The organism is Streptomyces sp. NPDC111628 (genome assembly GCF_055635195.1).
In genome coordinates this window covers 40048-58740 of record NZ_JBVKBZ010000004.1, presented here as the reverse complement: position 1 = coordinate 58740, position 18693 = coordinate 40048, and the positions used below count along the sequence as shown (strand labels likewise).

Below are 18693 nucleotides of genomic sequence, written 5' to 3'. Positions count from 1 at the left end.
TAGTGCCGCCCCCCGGACCACGTTCGAAGGAAAGACGCTCGACCCGGTCCCTTGGTTGCCGCTGCCCGCACGTGACCGATCTCAAGCGGACGGCATTCGATCATCCGCAGGGCACCCGTCAGGCATTTTTGGGGGCAGAGCCGACCAATCAAGATCATTTGACGGCGGGCGGCGGGCGCGTTGTCAGTGGCAGGTGCGAGGATGCGTGCAGTACTGGCCGACGTGCTCGTGTGACGGTGGGGGAAGTCCGCGGTGGGGGGACCGCGGTGACGGCTTCTGTCCCGGCGTGCGGGCGCCCGCGCGAAGGGACCGCTTACGGCGATGCAGATCCGGCTGACCGTCGTAGACCCGCTGGGCCCGCATGCTTCGGCTGCTTCGGCTGTCCCGGCGGGGGACCGCACCGCGCGGTGTGACGTGCTCGTGACCGCCCCGGCCGGCACGGCCCTGGCCGCGGTCGCCTCCGCCCTGGCCGCGGCGCTCCCCGGCGAGGGACCGGGCTCCGGCCAGGTGGTGCTCTATGCCGGTGCGCAGCGGCTGGACGCCCAGCGCAGCACCCTGGGCGAGCCCCCGCTGATCGACGGCGCCGTGCTCTGCCTGGGCGCCCCGGGCGAGCCCGACCCGCACACCGAGCCGGCGGACGTCCCCGCCCAGCTCCACGTGGTCGCGGGCCCCGACGCGGGCGGCGTCCACCTTCTGCACGGCGGCCAGATCCGGCTCGGCCGCTCCGCCGACGCCGACGTCGCGCTCGACGACCCGGACGTCTCCCGCATGCACTGCGCCGTGACCGTCGGTCCCGACGCCCGCGTCTCCGTGGCCGACCTCGGCTCCACCAACGGCACCACCCTGGACGGCGCCCGCGTGGGCGACCGCCCGATGCGCTTCGCGCCGGGCGCGCTGCTGCGGATCGGCGAGTCCGCCCTGCGGCTCGTGCCGGTGCCGCCTGCGGCGGAGGTGCGGGTGGCGACGACGCCGGACGGGGAGGGGCACGTACGGCTGTCCGGGCCGAGGGCGCCCTCGTCGGGCGCCGGGGACGGCGACGCGGTGGTCCACGCGCGCGTGGCCGACGGGGCGGAGGGACAGGTGCGCGACGCGGACGGCCGCTCCCGCGCGACCGGCCCGGCCGATGGCCCCGCGAATGGCCCGGGCGGACCGGGCGGACCGGACGGACAAGCCGGACCGGACGTACCGGACGGATTCAGCCGGGTGGCGGATACGGGCGGGCGAGCGGACGGTCGCGGGTTCGTTGCGGCGGACGGAGCCGCACCGGACCCCGCACCGCGCGGCACCGGTCCGGACGGGACGGTCCGGCCCCGCGGGCGCACCCACCACGCGTACGGCACGTCCGGGTACGACAGGGGCGGGGCACCCGCCGAGCCGCCGCAGGTCCCCGGCCAGGGTGGCGCACCCCGCATCGAGAGCCACGGCACCGGCCCCGCGGCGGGCCTGCCCCGGCAGTTCCCCCCCGGGGGTGAGACGCACGGCGGCGCGCGGGGCGCGGGGGCGTACCCCACCGGCGGCTCCGGCGCGGGCGGACACGGCGCTCCGGCCCCGCGGACAGCCGGCCGGGCCCCGTACCCCGAGGGCCCTTCGGCGCCGGGCGCGGACCGTACCGGCGCCCCCTACTCCGACGGGCCCGGCCCAGGCGCATACGGCACTTCTGCCCCCGGCACACCCGGGAGCGACCCGCACGGCATGGACGCGTACGACAGGGACGCGTACGACAGGGACCCGGGCGGCAGGGGTGCCTACGGCCGGAGCCCCTCCGGGCCGGACCGAACAGGCCCGGACGCCGACGCGGGCACCCCTCGCGCGGGAACGTCCGGTGCGGCGGCTCACCGCCCCTCCGCTGCCCCCGGCGGTGCGGCGGGCGTCGGCCCGGACACCCGCACCGGACGCAAGGGGACTCCCCTGCGGGGTACCGACGTGCCGCAGGAGGTGCGCAGGCGCGGGGGGATAGGGGCGTGGGCTCGGCGGCTGACCGGCGGGCGCGGAGGTGCCCCGGAGGCCCCCGCACCCGGCGCGTACGCGACCGACGGGGCGGCGACCGGGCCGGGCCCGGCGTCCCCGCCCGGCACCTCGGGCGCTCCGGAGACCTGGCCGGACCCCGCGTCGCTGCTGCTGACCGCGCTGGGACCGGGGCCGCGGCTGTGGGAGCGCGGCCCGGGCCACCCGGAGGCGCTCACCGTGCGGCTCGGTACGGCCGACCGGGTGGCGCCGGGCGGAGACGCCCCGCTGCCCGCGGTGCCGGTGACCGCCGGCCTGCGCGAGGTCGGCGCGCTCGGCCTCGCGGGTCCGCGTGAGCGGCTCACCGGGCTGGCCCGCTCGGTGCTGGCCCAGCTCGCCGCGCTGCACTCCGCCGACACCCTGGAGATCGTGCTGATCAGCGCGGACCGCTCCCGTCCGCTCGCCGAGCGGACGGCCGAGTGGTCCTGGCTGGGCTGGCTGCCCCAGGTGCGTCCGGGGCACGGCCAGGACTGCCGCCTGCTGCTGGCCCACGACCGCGAACAGGCCACGGCCCGCGCCGCCGAGCTGCTCCGCCGCCTGGACGACCACCTCGGGGACGAGGCCAAGGACACCACCGCGGCCACGGAGGCCGGCCGGCCGCAGCCCTCCTGGGCGCGCCCCGACGACGGCACCGACCCGGCAGGCGGCTTCGCCGGGCCGTACACCGTGGTCGTCGTGGACGGGGATCCCGGCGGTGCGGACGTGCGCGACGCGGTGGCGCGGCTGGCGCTGGAGGGACCGCGGGCCGGTGTCCACGTCGTGTGCCTCGCCGAGACCGCCGCCACCTCCCCCACCTCCCCGGTGACGCGGACGTACGAGGCGGCCTGTGCGGTGTCGCCGGTGTTCCGGGAGTGCGGCGCCGTGGCGCTGCTCAGTGGCGACGTGGCGACGACCCTGCGTCTGCTGCGCGTCGCCCGTACGGGCACCAACCCGGGCACGGGCGCCCCGGCCGCTCCCGCCGGTCCGGTCGGTCACGGCACCCTCGGCACGGTGGACGCCGTGTCCCTGCCCTGGGCCGAGCGGTTCGCGCGTGCCCTGGCCCCGCTGCGCACGGACGGCGCCGCGGGCGGCGGCGAGCACCACGCGCGCGTGTCCGCACCGCTCCCCCGGACGGCCCGGCTCCTGGACGAACTGGGCCTGGCCCGCGCCACCCCCGCCTCCCTGATGGCCCGCTGGGCCGCCGCCGCCGACGACACGGAGTCCCTCGGGGGACGCGCGCAGGCCGTGCTGGGCGCCGGTCCGCGCGGCCCCGTCCTGGCCGACCTGGCCGCCGAGGGCCCGCACCTGCTGATCGAGGGGCCCTCCGGGAGCGGCCGCACCGAGCTGCTGCGGGCGTTCGTCGCCTCGCTCGCCTCGGCCGAACGCCCCGACCGGCTCGGCGTCGTCCTCATCGACGGCCGCGACAGCGTGAGTTCGGGCGGCGCCCGCGGCGAGGGCCTGCACGTGTGCACGGACGTACCGCACGTCACCACGCACCTCACCGCCAACGACCCCGTGCGGATGCGGGAGTTCGCCCAGTCCCTGAGCGCCGAGCTGAAGCGGCGCGCCGAGCTGCTCGGGCGGTCGGACTTCGCCGAGTGGCACACCGGGCGCGAGGTGTCGGGCCGGCTCGTCGCCCAGCGCGGCCCGGCGCCCGCGGGGCCCGCACCGGTGTCCGACTCCGGGGACGTCGAGTCCCCGCCCAGCTCCACCCTGCGGCTGCGCCCGGCCGCCGCCAGGCGCCGCACCGGCCCGGTCCCGCCCCTGCCCCGCCTGGTCGTGGTCGTCGACGACCTCGACGCCCTGGTCACTCCCCCGCTCGGTTCCCCCGGGCGGCCCGCGGCGGGGTCGGTGATGCGGGCGCTGGAGGCCGTCGCGCGGGAGGGCGAGCGACTCGGCGTCCACCTGGTGGCCGCCACCGCGCCCGACGGCCGTACCGTCCGGACGGAGCCCGCCCTGCGCGCGACCCTGCGCGTCACCCTGGACACGCCGGTGCCGGGCCCGGACGAACCGGCGCCCGGACGCGGGCGGTTGGCCCGCCCCGACGGACGCACCACCGCCTTCCAGGGCGGCCGCGTCACGGGCCGCATCCCCCGCACGGCGACCCTTCGCCCCACGGTGGTCCCCCTGGAGTGGCACCGCATGGGCGACCCGCCCACCCGCCGCCCGGTACGCGAACTGGGCAACGGCCCCACCGACCTGGCCCTGCTGGCCAGCGCGTTGGAGCGGGCGGCCCGGGAGGTCTCGGCGGCGGAGGTCCCGTCACTCCTGTGACGCCGGCCATCCCTCAGCCCGTCCGGCGTTTGAGGACGAGGCCGTTCGGGCCGAGACGGGGGCCCGGGGGCGGCAGCCCCCAGCCCCCCGCGACGCCCGCACCGGCGCCGGGTGCCTGATCACAGTCACGACGCGGTCACGATCCCCCCGTTGACGGCGGACGCGCTCTTGCCGCCCTCACCCCCCTGGCGTACACCAGAGCGCACGGAACAGCGCCGAGCGTTCGACGAGGAACGAAGAACGGGGCAGTGATGCGCACGAGCAGCACCATCCGGACACGCGGAACCGTCAAGAGGACCACCCGGGCCGCAGCCGCCCTGGCCGCGGGAGCGCTCGCGCTCTCGCTCACCGCGTGCGGCGCCGACGAGGACGACGGCGGCGGCGACAACGACGACAAGGGCGGCGGCAACAAGCAGCCCGGCGCCTCCGTCGTCCTGCCGAAGCTGGACGGCGAGAGCCTGGAGGTCGCCGCCGTCTGGACCGGCACCGAGCAGGAGAACTTCAAGAAGGTCCTCGCCGAGTTCGAGAAGCGCACCGGCGCCAAGGTGACCTTCGTGCCGGCCCAGGACCCGATCATCAACTTCCTCGGTTCGAAGATCGCGGGCGGCGCCCCGCCGGACGTGGCGATGCTTCCGCAGCCCGGCGCCATCAAGCAGGCCGTGGACAAGGGCTGGGCCAAGCCGCTGGGCGCCGAGGCGACCAAGGAGCTGGGCGAGAACTACTCGCAGGGCTGGCAGGACATCGGCAAGGTCGGCGGCAAGCAGTACGGCGTGTACTACAAGGCCGCCAACAAGTCGCTGATCTGGTACAACGCGCAGGTCTTCGAGAACGCGGGCGCCGCCGAGCCCAAGACCTGGGACGAGCTGCTCAACGCGGCCCAGATGGTCTACGACTCGGGCGTCACCCCGTTCTCGGTGGGCGGCGCGGACGGCTGGACGCTCACCGACTGGTTCGAGAACGTCTACCTCTCGCAGGCGGGTCCGGAGAAGTACGACCAGCTCGCCAAGCACGAGATCAAGTGGACGGACCCGTCCGTGAAGGAGGCCCTCACCACGCTCGCCGAGATCTGGGGCAAGAAGGACTTCGTCGCGGGCGGCGCGTCCGGCGCGCTCCAGACGGAGTTCCCGGCCTCGGTGACGCAGACCTTCACCGGCGGCGACCAGCCCAAGGCGGGCATGGTCTACGAGGGCGACTTCGTCCAGGTCAACATCGGTGAGACGAAGGCGAAGGTCGGCACGGACGCGAAGGTGTTCCCGTTCCCGGCCGTGGGCGACACCGCCCCGGTGGTGTCCGGCGGCGACGCGGCCGTGGTCTTCAAGGACTCGAAGGCGGCGCAGGCGCTGGCCACCTGGCTGGCCTCGCCGGACGCGGCGGGGATCCAGGCGAAGCTCGGCGGTTTCCTCTCGCCCAACAAGAGCATCGACTCCTCGGTGTACCCGAACGAGGTGCAGAAGAAGATCGCCGAGGCGCTGGTCGCGGCCGGTGACGACTTCCGCTTCGACATGTCGGACCAGGCCCCGCAGGCCTTCGGCGGCACCCCCGGCAAGGGCGAGTGGAAGACGCTCCAGGACTTCCTGAAGAACCCGAAGGACGTCGCGGGTGCCCAGGCGAAGCTGGAGGCGGACGCGGCCGCCGCCTACGGCGGCTGACGCGATGACGTCGGCCACGGCGGCGGGAACCGGCCAGGCCCCCGAGGGCCCACCGGTCTCCGCCGCCCCCAAGTCACCCAAGTCGCGCAAGAGCGTGACCGGCACCCGGAAGTCCGTGGCGGCACTGTTCCTGCTGCCCGCCCTGGTGCTGCTCGGCGCGCTCGTGGTCTACCCGATCGGGTACTCGCTGATCCGCAGCTTCTACGACCAGTCCGGCGACTCCTTCGCCGGGTTCGACAACTACGAGACGCTCTTCACCGACGACGGCATCCGCACCGCCCTGAAGAACAACATCATCTGGGTGGTGTTCGCGCCGACGGTCGCCACCGCGCTGGGCCTGATCTTCGCGGTCCTGACCGAACGCATCCGCTGGGGCACGGCGTTCAAGCTGGTCGTCTTCATGCCGATGGCGATCTCGATGCTGGCGGCCGGCATCATCTTCCGCCTGGTGTACGACCAGGACCCGGACAAGGGCGTCGCCAACGCGGTGTGGGTCGGGGTGCACGACACGTTCGCCGAGTCGTCCGCGTTCCCGAAGGCGCACCCGGGGCGCGACTCGCCGCTGAAGCCCGCCGGCGGGGGCGCGTTCATCACCAAGGCGCCGGTCGGCCTGGGCACCCCGGTCGTCCTCCCCCTCGTCGGCGTCGCCCCCGACCTGATGCCCGACGGCGCGAAGAAGGCCGTGTCGGCCGAGCCGGAGGACGGGAAGGTCACCGGCACCACCTGGCAGGACTTCACCCGCGGCAAGGGCGTCGGGAAGCTGGGCGGCGTCGACGCGGCCGAGCTGGGCTATGCCGGGATGAAGATCGAGGCGGTCAAGGACGGCGAGGTCGTGGCGTCGACCACGGCGGCCGGGGACGGCACCTTCACGCTGCCCGCGGCGGCCGACGGGGCGCTGCTCAGACTGCCCGCCGACAACTTCAAGGAGCCGTACAACGGCCTGAACTGGCTCGGCCCCTCCCTCGTCACCCCGGCGATCATCGGATCGTACGTATGGATGTGGGCGGGCTTCGCGATGGTGCTGATCGCGGCGGGGCTGGCCGGGATGCCACGGGAGCTGCTGGAGGCCGCCCGGGTGGACGGCGCCAACGAGTGGCAGGTCTTCAGACGGGTCACGGTGCCGCTGCTGGCGCCGGTCCTCGCGGTCGTCGTCGTCACCCTGATGATCAACGTGCTGAAGGTCTTCGACCTGGTCTTCATCATCGCCCCGGGTTCCTCCCAGGACGACGCGAACGTGCTCGCCCTGGAGCTGTACCGCAAGGGCTTCGCCTCGGACCAGCCGGGCGTCGCCAGCGCCATCGCGGTGTTCCTGCTGCTCCTGGTCATCCCGGTGATGTGGTTCAACGTACGGCGGCTGCGGCGGGAGGTCAGGCGATGAACTCGCGTCCACGGCGGAACGGCTGGGGGTCCGGGGGTCGCCCCCCGGGATGGCGCAGTAACGTACGGCGACTTCGGCGGGAGGTGCGGCGATGACCGCGGACACGGGTGCCCTCACCGCCAGGCGGTCGCTCGGGGCCCGGCTCGCCGAAGCCGTCAGCGGGGGCGTGCTGCGGGTGTTCCTGATCGTGGTGGGCCTGTTCTGGCTGGTCCCGACGATCGGGCTGCTGCTGTCCTCGCTGCGCACGCCGCAGGACATGGCGGCGAGCGGCTGGTGGAAGGTCTTCACCGAGCCGTCCCAGCTGACCTTCCAGAGCTACGAGGAGCTGCTGAAGAACGGCGACATCACCTCCTCCCTCCTCAACACCGCGCTGATCACCGTCCCCGCGACCGTCCTGGTGGTGGTCATCGGGGCGCTGGCCGGATACGCCTTCGCGTGGATGGACTTCCCGGGCCGCGACTGGTGGTTCCTGGCCGTGGTCGGGCTGCTCGTCGTGCCCGTGCAGGTGGCCCTGATCCCGATCGCCGAACTCTTCGGGAAGATCGGCCTGTTCGGGTCGATGCTCGGCGTGATCCTCTTCCACGTCGGTTTCGGTCTGCCGTTCGCGGTGTTCCTGCTGCGGAACTTCTTCGCGGAGATCCCGCGGGAGCTGCTGGAGGCGGCCCGCCTGGACGGCGCGGGTGAACTGCGGCTGTTCGTGCGGGTGGTGATGCCGCTCGGCGGGCCCGCGATCGCGAGTCTCGGCATCTTCCAGTTCCTGTGGGTGTGGAACGACATGCTGGTCGCGCTGATCTTCTCGGACTCCGGGAGCCAGCCGATCACGGTCGCCCTGCAGACGCAGGTACGGCAGTTCGGCAACAACATCGACGTGCTGGCGCCCGGCGCGTTCATCTCCATGGTGATCCCGCTGGCCGTGTTCTTCGCGTTCCAGCGGCAGTTCGTCTCCGGCGTGATGGCGGGCGCCGTCAAGTAACCGCCGCGACAACACCCTTGAGGGGGCGGGCCGGTCACCGGCCCGCCCCCTCATCCGTACGGGCACAACGTCCCCCGAATGCCCCGGGGACCGTAACCAAGCGGCTCCACCGGCCGTTGCCGGGCAGAACGCCCGCACGATCCCGCCGACCGATGGATGTCCCCGTGCCCAGGTTCAGTGTCATCGTTCCCGCGTACCAGGTGCAGGCCTATCTGCACGCGTGCCTGGAGTCGGTGCTGGCCCAGTCGTACCCGGACTTCGAGGTGATCGTGGTCGACGACTGCTCGCCGGACGCCTGCGGCGCGATCGCCGACGAGTTCGCGGCCCTCGACCCGCGCGTCCGCGTCATCGGCCTGCCGCGCAACGAGGGCCTGGGCCCCGCACGCAACGCCGGTATGGAACGGGCGGGCGGCGACTACCTGGTCTTCCTCGACGGCGACGACACCCTCACCCCGCACGCGCTGCGCGGCATCGCCGACCGGATCAAGGAGACCGGCGAGCCGGACGTCCTGGTCTACGACTACGCCCGCACGTACTGGACCGGCGAGACGGTCCGCAACCAGGCCGCCGCGCACCTCACCGAACAGGGCCCGGCGCCGTTCCGGCTCGCCGGCCGGCCGGGGCTGCTGAAGCTGCTGATGGTGGCCTGGAACAAGGCGGTGCGGCGGGAGTTCGCCGTGCGCGAGGGCTTCGCCTTCCCGCCGGGCTACTACGAGGACACGCCGTGGACGTACCCGGTGCTGATGACGGCGGGCTCCGTCGCCACCCTGGACCGCGTCTGCGTCCACTACCGGCAGCGGCGGCGGGGCAGCATCCTGGGCACGCCGGACGAGCGCCACCTGGACGTCTTCACGCAGTACGACCGCGTCTTCGCGTTCCTCGAGGCGCGCATGGAGACGCACCCGGAGTCACGCAAGGAGCTGGCCCGCTGGCGGCCGCTCCTGTACCGCCGCATGGCCGACCACCTCACGACGGTGTACACCCGCCCCGGCCGTCTCCCGCGCTCCCTGCGCGCCGAGTTCCTGCGCCGGGCCCGGGTCCACTGCCGCCGCTACCGGGTCCCCGGCGCCCCCGCCCCGCTGCCCGTCCGGCTGCGCCACGCCCTGCTCCGCCTGGGCCTGCGCCGCACCTACGGCGCCCTGCGGCTGGCGTCGGCCCTGCGCCGCCGTACCGCGAGGGTCACCGCGGGGCTGCTGCGCGCCGCCCGGACCGGCGCCCTGCGCCTGCACTACCGCGTCCAGCGCTGCCTCCCGCTCCGCACCGACCGGGCCGTCTTCGCCGTCGAGGGGAACCGTGGGTACGGCCGCGACCCGGGCGCGCTGGAGGAGGCGTTCCGCCGTCTCGCGCCGCACGTGCGCACGGCGTGGGCGGCCGACCGGGTGCACCACCACACCGTGCCGCCCGGCACCCGCCGCCTGGCCCCGGGCTCGGCCGCCCACTGGACGGCCCTGGCCCGCTCCCGCTACCTGGTGTGCGACGCGGCCTTCGACCCGGGCCTGGTCAGGCGGCGGGGCCAGGTCCTGGTGCAGACGCAGGCCGGGACGCCCCTCAAGCACATGGGCCTGGACCTCCAGGAGCGCCCGGCCGCCGCCCGGGGCACCGACTTCGCCCGGCTGCTGCGCGAGGTCGACTCCTGGGACTACGTGGTCTGCGCCAACCGCCACTCCACCCTGACCTGGGAACGCGTCCACCCGGGCGACTGGACCGCCCTGGAGTACGGCCAGCCGCGCACCGACGTCCTCCAGCGGGCGACGGCCGCGGACGTGGCCCGGCTGCGCGAGACCCTCGGCATCCCCGAGGGCACGGTCGCGATCCTGTACGCGCCCACCCACCGGGACTACCGGCGCACCCAGCGCTCCGCGCTGGACCTGGAGCGCGTCGTGCGCCGCCTCGGCCCGCGCTTCGTGGTGCTGGCCCGCGCCCACCCCCGGCACGGCGGCCCGCTCGCCGCGTCCGCCGGCCGGGTGCTGGACGTCAGCGACCACCCGCACGTGGAGTCGCTGTGCCTGGCCTCGGACGCCCTGGTCACCGACTACTCGTCGCTGATGTTCGACTACGCGGGCCTCGACCGCCCGATCGTGATCCACGCCGCCGAGCCGGAGGCGTACGAGGCGGCCCGCGGCACCTACGTCGACCTGCGCTCCTTCCCGCCGGGCGCGATCGCGCGGGACGAGGACGAGCTGATCGGCGTGTTCGCCGGCGGCGACTGGCACGGCACCCGGTCGGCACGGCTGCGGGCCGCCTTCCGCGAACGGTTCTGCCCCTACGACGACGGCCGCGCCGCCGAACGCGTCGTACGCCGGGTGGTCCTGGGCGAGACGGAGCTGCCGCCGGTCGTCCCGCTCGCCGGGCGCAGCCCCGCGCCCTCGGCCGCCGCGGCTCTGGCGCGGGCCCCGCTGACCACGGTGCCGCAACCGGCGGGTCCGCGCACCGTCACCGACAGCCTCTGACCGCGATCACGAGAGAACACGAGAGAAAGAGCAGTATGCCCCGCTTCAGCATCATCGTCCCGTCCCATGGGGTCGCGGGGCGGCTCTCCCAGGCACTGGACTCGGTCCTCGGCCAGTCCTTCGGCGACTTCGAGCTGATCCCGGTCTGCGACGGCCCGGACTGCGCCGCGGCGGACGTCGCCGGGGAGCACGCCGAGCGGGACTCCCGGGTGACGCCGGTGCACTCGCCGCCGTCGGCCGGACTGGCCGGGGCGCGCAACGCCGGGATGCGGGCGGCGACCGGCGCGTACCTGCTGTTCCTCGACGGCGACGACGCCCTCGTGCCGGGAGCGCTGGCAGCCCTGGACGCACGCCTTGCGGACACCGGCGGCGTCGACGTCCTGTACTTCGAGCACGAGCGGGTGCCCTGGTGGGAGGGCGAGACCACCAACCCGGCCGCGCCACTGCTGGCGAAGACCCCGGACGGCGCCTTCGCCCCCGACCGCGCCCCGCACCTGACCGGCGTGCACCTGCCCGCGTGGAGCGCGGTCCACCGCCGCACCTTCCTCACCGAGCGCCGACTGGACTTCCCCGGGGGGCACTTCACGGACGTCGGCTTCGGCGCCCGGGTCGCGGCGCGCGCCGAGCGCGTGGCCGTGCTGCGCGAGGTGGTCGTACGGCACCGGGTGCGGCGCCAGGGCAACCGGCTGAACCTGCCCGGCGAGCACCACGCGGACCTGCTCGACCAGACCGAACTCGCCCTCACGCACGCCGTCGAGCGGGGCCTGCCGCCCGAGCGGCGCGGCCCGCTGTTCGAGCAGCTCTTCGCGGCGGTCCTGAAGACGGCCACCCACCCCCGGCGGCTGACCCGGCGGGGGCGCCGCGCCTTCTACCGCCGGGCGAGCCGCCTGTACCGGCGCCACCGCCCCGCGGGCTTCCGGCCGCCGGGCGGACGGCTCGGCGTGCAGCACCGGCTGCTGGCGTCGGGGTCGTACGCCGGATTCCGCGCGCTGCGCGCCGCCAGCCGGGCGGCGACCGGAGTCCTGCGCCGCCTGCCGTGGCCGCGCGGGCTGCGCACCCGCCTGCGCTACCGCCGCCACCTGCGCCGCCCGCTGGATCCGAACCTCGTCGTGTACTGCGCCTACTGGGGCCGCGGTTACGCCTGCAATCCGGCCGCGATCCACGCCAGGGCCCGCGAACTCGCCCCGCACCTCAGGTCGGTGTTCCTGGTCGAGCCGGACCAGGCGCACACCCTGCCGGCGGGCGTCGACCACGCCGTCATCGGCAGCCACCGGTACTGGGAGGTGCTGGCCCGCGCCACGTACCTGGTGAACAACGCCAACTTCGCCGAGGGCGTGGTCAAGCGCCCCGGCAGCGTGCACGTGCAGACCCAGCACGGCACGCCGCTGAAGACGATGGGCGTGGACCAGTCGACGTACCCGGTGGTGGCGGCGGCCACCGGCAGCTTCACCAAGCTCCTTGCCCGCGTCGACCGCTGGGACTACAACCTCTCCGCCAACCGGCACTCCACCCAGATGTGGGAGCGCGCCTTCCCCGGCTCCTACGAGCACCTGGAGTACGGCTACCCGCGCAACGACGTCTACTGCACGGCGACCGCCGAGGACGTGGCCCGGGTGCGGCGCGAACTGGGCGTCCCGGAGGGGAAGACGGCGGTCCTGTACGCGCCCACGCACCGGGACTGGGAGACCGGCTTCGGCGCGGGCGGCCTGGACCTGGAGGCGTTCTGCGAGGCGGCCGGCGAGGACGTCGTGGTGCTGCTGCGCGCCCACTACTTCTACGACCGGGGCGGGAGCCGGGAACGCACCGGCCGGGTCGTCGACGTGACCGCGCACCGCTCCTCGGAGGACGTGTGCCTGGCCGCGGACGCGCTGGTCACCGACTACTCCTCCATCATGTTCGACTACGCCAACCTGGACCGCCCGATCGTCGTGTACGCCGACGACTGGGACGTGTACCGGGAGACCCGCGGCGTCTACTTCGACCTGATGGCCGCGCCCCCGGGACCGGTGGCGCGCACGCCGGAGGAGCTGGCCCGCGTCTTCGCCGACGGCACCTGGGCGGGTCCGGAGTCGACGGCGCTGCGGGCGGTCTTCCGGGAGCGGTTCTGCGAGTTCGACGACGGCCGGGCCGCCGAGCGCGTCGTGCGCCGGGTACTGCTCGGCGAGCCGCCCGAGGCGCTGCCGCCGGTGATCCCGCTCGCGGAGCGCGTCCCGGCCCCCGCCGCCGCCACCCTCGTGAGGAGCTGACCCCGCCGTGCCCCGCTTCAGCGTCATCGTCCCCTGCTTCAAGGTGCAGGGCTTCCTGCGCGAGTGCCTCGACTCGGTCCTGGACCAGTCCTTCCGGGACATCGAGGTGATCGCCGTCGACGACTGCTCCCCGGACGGTTCGGGGTCGATCCTGGACGAGTACGCGGCCCGCGACGACCGGGTGCGCGTGCTGCACCTGGAGGAGAACGTCGGCCTCGGCCGGGCCCGCAACGCGGGCATGCCGCACGCCACCGGCGACTACCTCTTCTTCCTCGACAGCGACGACACCCTCACCCCGGGCGCCCTGCGCGCGATGGCCGACCGGCTCGCGGAGACGTGCCGCCCGGACGGCCCGGACGGCCCGGACGTGCTGGTCTTCGACTACGCGCGCACCTACTGGTGGGGCGGCACCCGGCGCAACGTCCTGGCCCGGGTGCTCGCGGAGGCGGGCGACGGCACGTTCACGGCGGCCGGGCATCCCGAGATCCTCGACCTGCTGATGGTGGTGTGGAACAAGGTCTACCGCCGCGACTTCGTCGAGCGGGAGGGCTTCACCTTCCCGTCCGGCTACTACGAGGACACGCCCTGGACCTTCCCGGTCATGTTCAGCGCGGAGCGGATCGCCGCGCTGGACCGCATCTGTCTGAACTACCGCCAGCGCCGCCAGGGCAACATCCTGTCCACGACCAGCCGCAAGCACTTCGACGTCCACGCGCAGTACGAGCGGGTCTTCGCCTTCCTCGACGCCCGTCCGGAACTGGCGGCCAGGTGGCGGCCGTTCCTGCACGCCAAGATGGGTGAGCACTGCCTGGACATCCTGTCCAAGCCGGACCGGCTGCCGCCCTTGGACCGGGCCGAGTTCTTCCACCGCACCGCCGAGATGTTCCGCACCCACCGGCCCGGGGGCGCGGCGGTCCCGGCCGAACTCCGGGTACTGGAGGGGTCGTACGCCGCCTACCGGGTGCGCCGGCAGTCCGGGCGGGCGGCGCGGGAGCTGGAGCGCCGGACCCGGCAGGCGCGCGCCGCGGCCGCCGGGCGGCTGCGCCGGACGGCGAGCACTGTGCACGTGCGCCGCCCCCTCGACCCGGACCTCGTCGTGTACTCGGCGTTCTCCCACCGGGGCGTGCTCGGCGACCCCGCCGCGATCCACCGCGCGGCCCGCGAACTCGCCCCGCACCTGCGCGGGGTGTGGGTGGTGCGGGACGAGGAGTGCGCGGCGGACCCCGCGCTGCTGCCGCCGGGCACCGAGCACGTGGTCCTGGGCAGTGCCGCCTACCGGCGGGTGGCCGAGCGGGCGGCGTTCTTCGTCAACAACGTCAACTGGCCCGGCACGGTGACCAAACGGGCGGGCAGCGTCCACCTCCACACCCACCAGGGGACGCCTCTCAAGCACATGGGCGTCGACCTGCTGGACCGGCCCGGCGCCCGGCACGGTCTGGACGTGCCGCAGATGCTGCGCCGGGCCGACCGCTGGGACCACAGCCTGGTCGCGAGCCGGTACGCGGAGCGGGTCTGGGAGCGGGCCTACCCCTGCCACTTCGCGTCCGCGCGCACCGGCAGCCCGCGCAACGACGCCCTGGTCAACGCCGGTCCCGAGGACGGGCGGCGGGTCCGCGAGCGGCTCGGTGTCCCCGACGGCCACACCGTGGTGCTGTACGCGCCGACCCGCCGCGAGTACCGGCGCGGCGGGCTCGTCGAGCGCCTCGACGTGGCCCGGCTCGCCGCCGACCTGGGCGAGGGCCACACCCTGCTCGTCCGCCTGCACCCGTCCCTCGCCACCGGTCCGGCACGCGGCCTGGGCCTCGCGGAGCTGCACCGGCGGGGCGTGGTGGTCGACGCGACGGACGAACCGCACGTCGAGGACCTGATGCTCGCCTCGGACCTGCTGATCACCGACTACTCCGCCCTGATGTTCGACTACGCCCTCCTGGACCGCCCGATCGTGATCCACGCCGAGGACTGGGGCCCGTACGCGGCGGCCCGCGGCACGTACTTCGACATCACCGAGGAGGCACCCGGGCACGTCTCGCGCTCCTACCGGGAACTGGCGTGGCTGCTGGCGTCCGGGGCGTGGCGGGACGAGGAGGCGGCGCGGCTGCGGGCGTCCTTCCGGGCCCGGTACTGCGAGTACGAGGACGGGAGGGCCGCCGAACGGGTGGTGCGGACGCTGCTCCTGGGCGAGCCGATGCCCGCGCCGGAGCCCTCCGGCGTCCCCGGCGCCCGCGCCGTCCCGGCCGGACGCGACCTGCTGCCCTCCACATGAGACCCGGCAGCCGGGTGAGCGGCCGGGGCGCCGTCGTCGGGGTGCTGCTCCTGGCCGCCGTGTTCGCAGCCCTCCAGCTGGCGAACGTCACCGGCCGGGACACCCCCGACACCAGGAACTACCTGTCGTACGCCCTGAGTCTGACCGGGCAGAGCAAGCACGCGGCGGCGACAACCACCATCGACTACGTGTGCGCGGGCCGGGCGGAGCGGGCCCGCCGGGACCAGAGCGTGCACGTGGTCCGCTTCCATCGCCCCGACCCCACCGCCGAGGCGCTGGCCGAGTGCCGCGAGCAGGAGTGGGCGGCGGTCCGGCCGCGGCTGGCGGCCGGGCAGACCGGCGGGCACACCGTGCCGTACATGTCGGAGCGCTTCATGGCGATCTTCGAGGCGCGGCCGGGCTATCCGGCGTTCCTGGTGCCGTTCGTCCTGGCCTTCGGGGTGACGTGGGGCCTGTGGACGGCGGGCGTCGTCGTCGCGTGCGCGGGCGGGGTCCTGGTCTTCCTGCTCCTGCGGACCCTGTCGGTGGCGGTGCCGCTCGCGCTGGCCGGGCAGGCGCTGTACTACGCGCTGCCGTGCGGGACGACGGCGATGCGCCCGATGACCGAGGGCCTGCTGATGGCGCTGACCCTGGCGTCGGTGTGGGGCTGCGCGCTGGTGCTGCGGGCGGGGCGGACCCGTGTCGGGCTGCTGCTGGTGGCCGGTTCGCTGATCGCCCTGTTCACGGTCAAGCACTCCCAGGCGCTGTTCCTCGGCCTGTGCCTGGCGGCGGCCGGCGGGGTGATCGCCGTGCGGCGGCACCGGCGGCGGGCTCGGCAGCTGCGGGGGCGGGGCGGCCCGGCGTCCCGGGAGGTGCTGGCGCTCGCGGCGGTGGGCCTGGCCGGCGCGGCCGCCACCCTGCTGCTGGCGCGGCTGCTGCACTACCCGTCCGAGGCGGACAGCCTCCAGGACCTGCTCACCGACCACTTCGCCCGCCCCGACCGGGAGCACCCGTGGCCGGAGTTCTGGCAGTTGCAGGGCAACTTCTGGGTGGAGTGGCTGCGCCGGCAGGCCTGGCAGCCGCTGTTCGTGGCGGCGCTGGCCGCCGGGGCGTGGGGCGCGCTCCGGCGCGGGGGCGCGGTCGGCGGCTTCCTGGTGGCGGTGGCGTGCACCGGGCTCCTCACCCAGGCCGGGCACCCGGACATCAACATCTGGGGCGAGCGGCTGATCGTGCTCGCGTGGCTGCTGCCGGTGGTGGGGGTGCCGCTGCTGCTGGAGCCGGTGGTGCGCGGCGGACGGGTGCCGCTGCCGGCGCAGGAGCAGCGGGACCGGGCGGGCGCGATCGGCTGAGCGTCCTGGGCGTCCTGGGTGTCCTGGGCGTCCGCCGCCCGGGTGACTTGGACCGGTGAGCGATTGGCGGGGGTGACCCCACCGGGAACATACGCCAAATGTCCCGAATGCCCCACACCTCCTCTGCTTCGTGAGCGCCGACGTCCTCGTCCGGCGGCCCGTGCGCGGTGCGACGGCACTGCGCGGCGGACGCGCCTGGCGCCCCACCCCCTACCAGGTCGCCGGATTCCTCATCTTCCTCGTGATGACGCTGGCGTACTGGGCGGTGCCGCTGTGCTGCGACGCGGGCCAGCACGCCGCCGTCGTCGAGCGCCTGAAGGCGGACCTGCTCCGCCCCCGCCACCCGATGGCCGACCTGCCGGGCGCGGGAAGCGCGTACTACTCGCCGTACGCGGTGGCGCAGGGTGCGTTCGCCCGGCTGACGGGGCTGGGCGGCTGGGAGGTGGTGCGGCTCGCCGGACCGCTGAACCTGCTGGTGCTGCTGACCGGCCTGAACCGCTTCGTCCGGGTACTGACCCCGCGTCCGTGGGCGCCGGTCCTCGCGCTGGGCGCGATGACGCTGCTGTGGGGCACCGAGCGGGCCTGGTGGAGCGGCTACCTGGGGCTGATGTCGATGACGGGCAACCTCGGCTACCCGTCGACCTTCGCGATCGGGCTGACCTTCTGGGCCTGGGCGCTGACCGGGGCGCGGGCGCGGGACGGGCGCCGGGTGCGGTACGTGGGGCCGAGCGGACTGCGGGGCCTGCCCGGGTACGGGGCGCTGGGCGTCCTGTACGGCCTGATCCTCCTCGTCCACCCGATCACCTCGGTGGCGGCGGCGCTCGGCGCGGTGGCGCTGGTGGCCGGATGGCAGCGCGGGTGGCGCGGCCCGGTCGTGGGGCGGTGGGCGCTGACGGGCGCCGTGGCGGTGGGGGCGGCGGCGGCCTGGCCGTACTTCGACGTGTTCGCGCTGGCCGGCGACGACAGCGTGGACGCCATGCACCGGGTCCTGTACCTCGACCTGCCCGGGGAGTTCTGGCTGGCCCTGCTCGGCCTGCCGGCCCTGTGGGCGCGCGGCCGCCGCTCACGCCGGGACCCGCTGGTGCTCATGTTCGCGCTGGACTGCGCGGTGGTGGCATACGGCTGGCTGAGCGGGCACTACACCTACGGCCGGATCCTCGGGCTCACGCTGGTGCCGTTGCAGTTCGCCCTGGCGGTGGAGCTGGCGGCGCCCCGGCCGTGGGGGCGGTGGCGGGCCGCACTGGGCTGGACCGCGACCGCGGGCGCCCTGCTGGGGTTCCTCGCGGTCCACGCGGGGGCCGTGGTGCCGCGGGCGCTGGACCCGGTCGGCTTCGAGCAGCCGCCGAACTGGCCGACGTACGCGTGGGCGGCCCGGCACATCGGCCCCGGCGAGGTCGTGATCACCGACGGCTACTACGCCGGGCACGCCATCGCCGGGTACGGGCCGAACCTCGCGGCGCCCGCCTGGCCGGACCCGGCGCTGGACGAGCGGGAGCGCGGGCGGCGGGTGGCCGACGTGAAGGCGTACCTGGCGCCCGGCTCGACCCGCGCCGAGCGCGCCGCCGTCGTCCGCCGCTACCACGTCCGCTGGCTGCTGCTGACGCGCTGGCACCCGGTGCCCGAGGAGGCGGTGGTGGTGGCGTGGAGCGAGCGGACGGGGGAGGTGCTGGCGCGGGTCGGCCGAGCCGCCGCCCCGTCGTGACTACTCGATGACGAGGTCGACCGGGATGTTGCCGCGGGTGGCGTTGGAGTAGGGGCAGACCTGGTGGGCCTGCTCGACCAGCTTGCGGCCGGTCTCCTCGTCGAGGCCCTCGGGCAGCTCGACCCGGAGGGTGACGGCGAGCGCGAAGCCCTCGCCCTGCTTGCCGATGCCGACCTCGGCGGTCACCGCGGAGTCGCTGACGTCGACCTTGGCCGCCCGGCCGACCACGCCGAGGGCGCTGCCGAAACAGGCCGCGTACCCGGCGGCGAAGAGCTGCTCGGGGTTGGTGCCCTGCCCGTTGCCGCCCATCTCGACGGGGATGCCGAGGGCGAGGTCGAGCGTGCCGTCGGAGCTGACGGCACGGCCGTCGCGGCCGTGGGTGGCGGTGGCGGCGGCGGTGTAGAGCGCGTCCATGGGAGAACCGTCCCTTTCAGGAGTTCGGGAGGG

Annotated in this window: 10 protein-coding genes; 9 read left to right on the top strand and 1 reads right to left on the bottom strand. The window is 75.0% G+C overall.

The genetic code is table 11. The features are described 5' to 3' along the window. Positions 1 to 321 precede the first annotated feature (321 nt). From ACZ7MF_RS22190 to ACZ7MF_RS22150, 9 genes are all read left to right on the top strand, one after another. The gene (locus ACZ7MF_RS22190) at positions 322 to 4257 is read left to right on the top strand and encodes an FHA domain-containing protein (protein WP_471479007.1); all 3936 of its coding nucleotides are present in this window, start codon (positions 322 to 324) and stop codon (positions 4255 to 4257) included. A 251-nt stretch (positions 4258 to 4508) separates the two neighbouring features. Next, the gene (locus ACZ7MF_RS22185; RefSeq protein WP_471479005.1) at positions 4509 to 5906 is read left to right on the top strand and encodes an ABC transporter substrate-binding protein; all 1398 of its coding nucleotides are present in this window, start codon (positions 4509 to 4511) and stop codon (positions 5904 to 5906) included. 4 nt (positions 5907 to 5910) lie between these two features. Then, on the top strand, positions 5911 to 7284 hold the full coding sequence (locus ACZ7MF_RS22180; RefSeq protein ID WP_471479003.1) for a carbohydrate ABC transporter permease: 1374 nt from the start codon (positions 5911 to 5913) through the stop codon (positions 7282 to 7284). Positions 7285 to 7375: 91 nt separating this feature from the next. Continuing rightward, on the top strand, positions 7376 to 8257 hold the full coding sequence (locus ACZ7MF_RS22175; protein WP_356858631.1) for a carbohydrate ABC transporter permease: 882 nt from the start codon (positions 7376 to 7378) through the stop codon (positions 8255 to 8257). Positions 8258 to 8421: 164 nt separating this feature from the next. Beyond that, positions 8422 to 10707: a bifunctional glycosyltransferase/CDP-glycerol:glycerophosphate glycerophosphotransferase gene (locus ACZ7MF_RS22170; RefSeq protein ID WP_471479000.1), complete on the top strand. Its 2286-nt coding sequence runs from the start codon at positions 8422 to 8424 to the stop codon at positions 10705 to 10707. Between the two features lie 35 nt (positions 10708 to 10742). Continuing rightward, entirely contained in the window at positions 10743 to 12953 is a 2211-nt protein-coding gene (locus ACZ7MF_RS22165; protein WP_471478998.1) for a bifunctional glycosyltransferase/CDP-glycerol:glycerophosphate glycerophosphotransferase, read from the top strand. Positions 12954 to 12960: 7 nt separating this feature from the next. Then, positions 12961 to 15216 carry a bifunctional glycosyltransferase/CDP-glycerol:glycerophosphate glycerophosphotransferase gene (locus tag ACZ7MF_RS22160; RefSeq protein ID WP_471478995.1) on the top strand — a complete coding sequence of 752 codons (2256 nt, stop codon included), beginning with the start codon at positions 12961 to 12963 and terminating at the stop codon, positions 15214 to 15216. After that, positions 15213 to 16544, top strand: a complete 1332-nt coding sequence (locus ACZ7MF_RS22155; protein ID WP_471478993.1) for a hypothetical protein — start codon at positions 15213 to 15215, stop codon at positions 16542 to 16544. Before ACZ7MF_RS22160 ends, ACZ7MF_RS22155 begins: the two co-directional genes overlap by 4 nt. Positions 16545 to 16674: 130 nt before the next feature. Continuing rightward, complete coding sequence (locus tag ACZ7MF_RS22150; RefSeq protein WP_471478991.1) at positions 16675 to 18246, top strand: hypothetical protein; 1572 nt, start codon at positions 16675 to 16677, stop codon at positions 18244 to 18246. On the opposite strand, the gene ACZ7MF_RS22145 is transcribed toward ACZ7MF_RS22150, so the two are convergent. Beyond that, the gene (locus tag ACZ7MF_RS22145; protein WP_471478989.1) at positions 18247 to 18660 is read right to left on the bottom strand and encodes an organic hydroperoxide resistance protein; all 414 of its coding nucleotides are present in this window, start codon (positions 18658 to 18660) and stop codon (positions 18247 to 18249) included. Positions 18661 to 18693 lie beyond the last annotated feature (33 nt).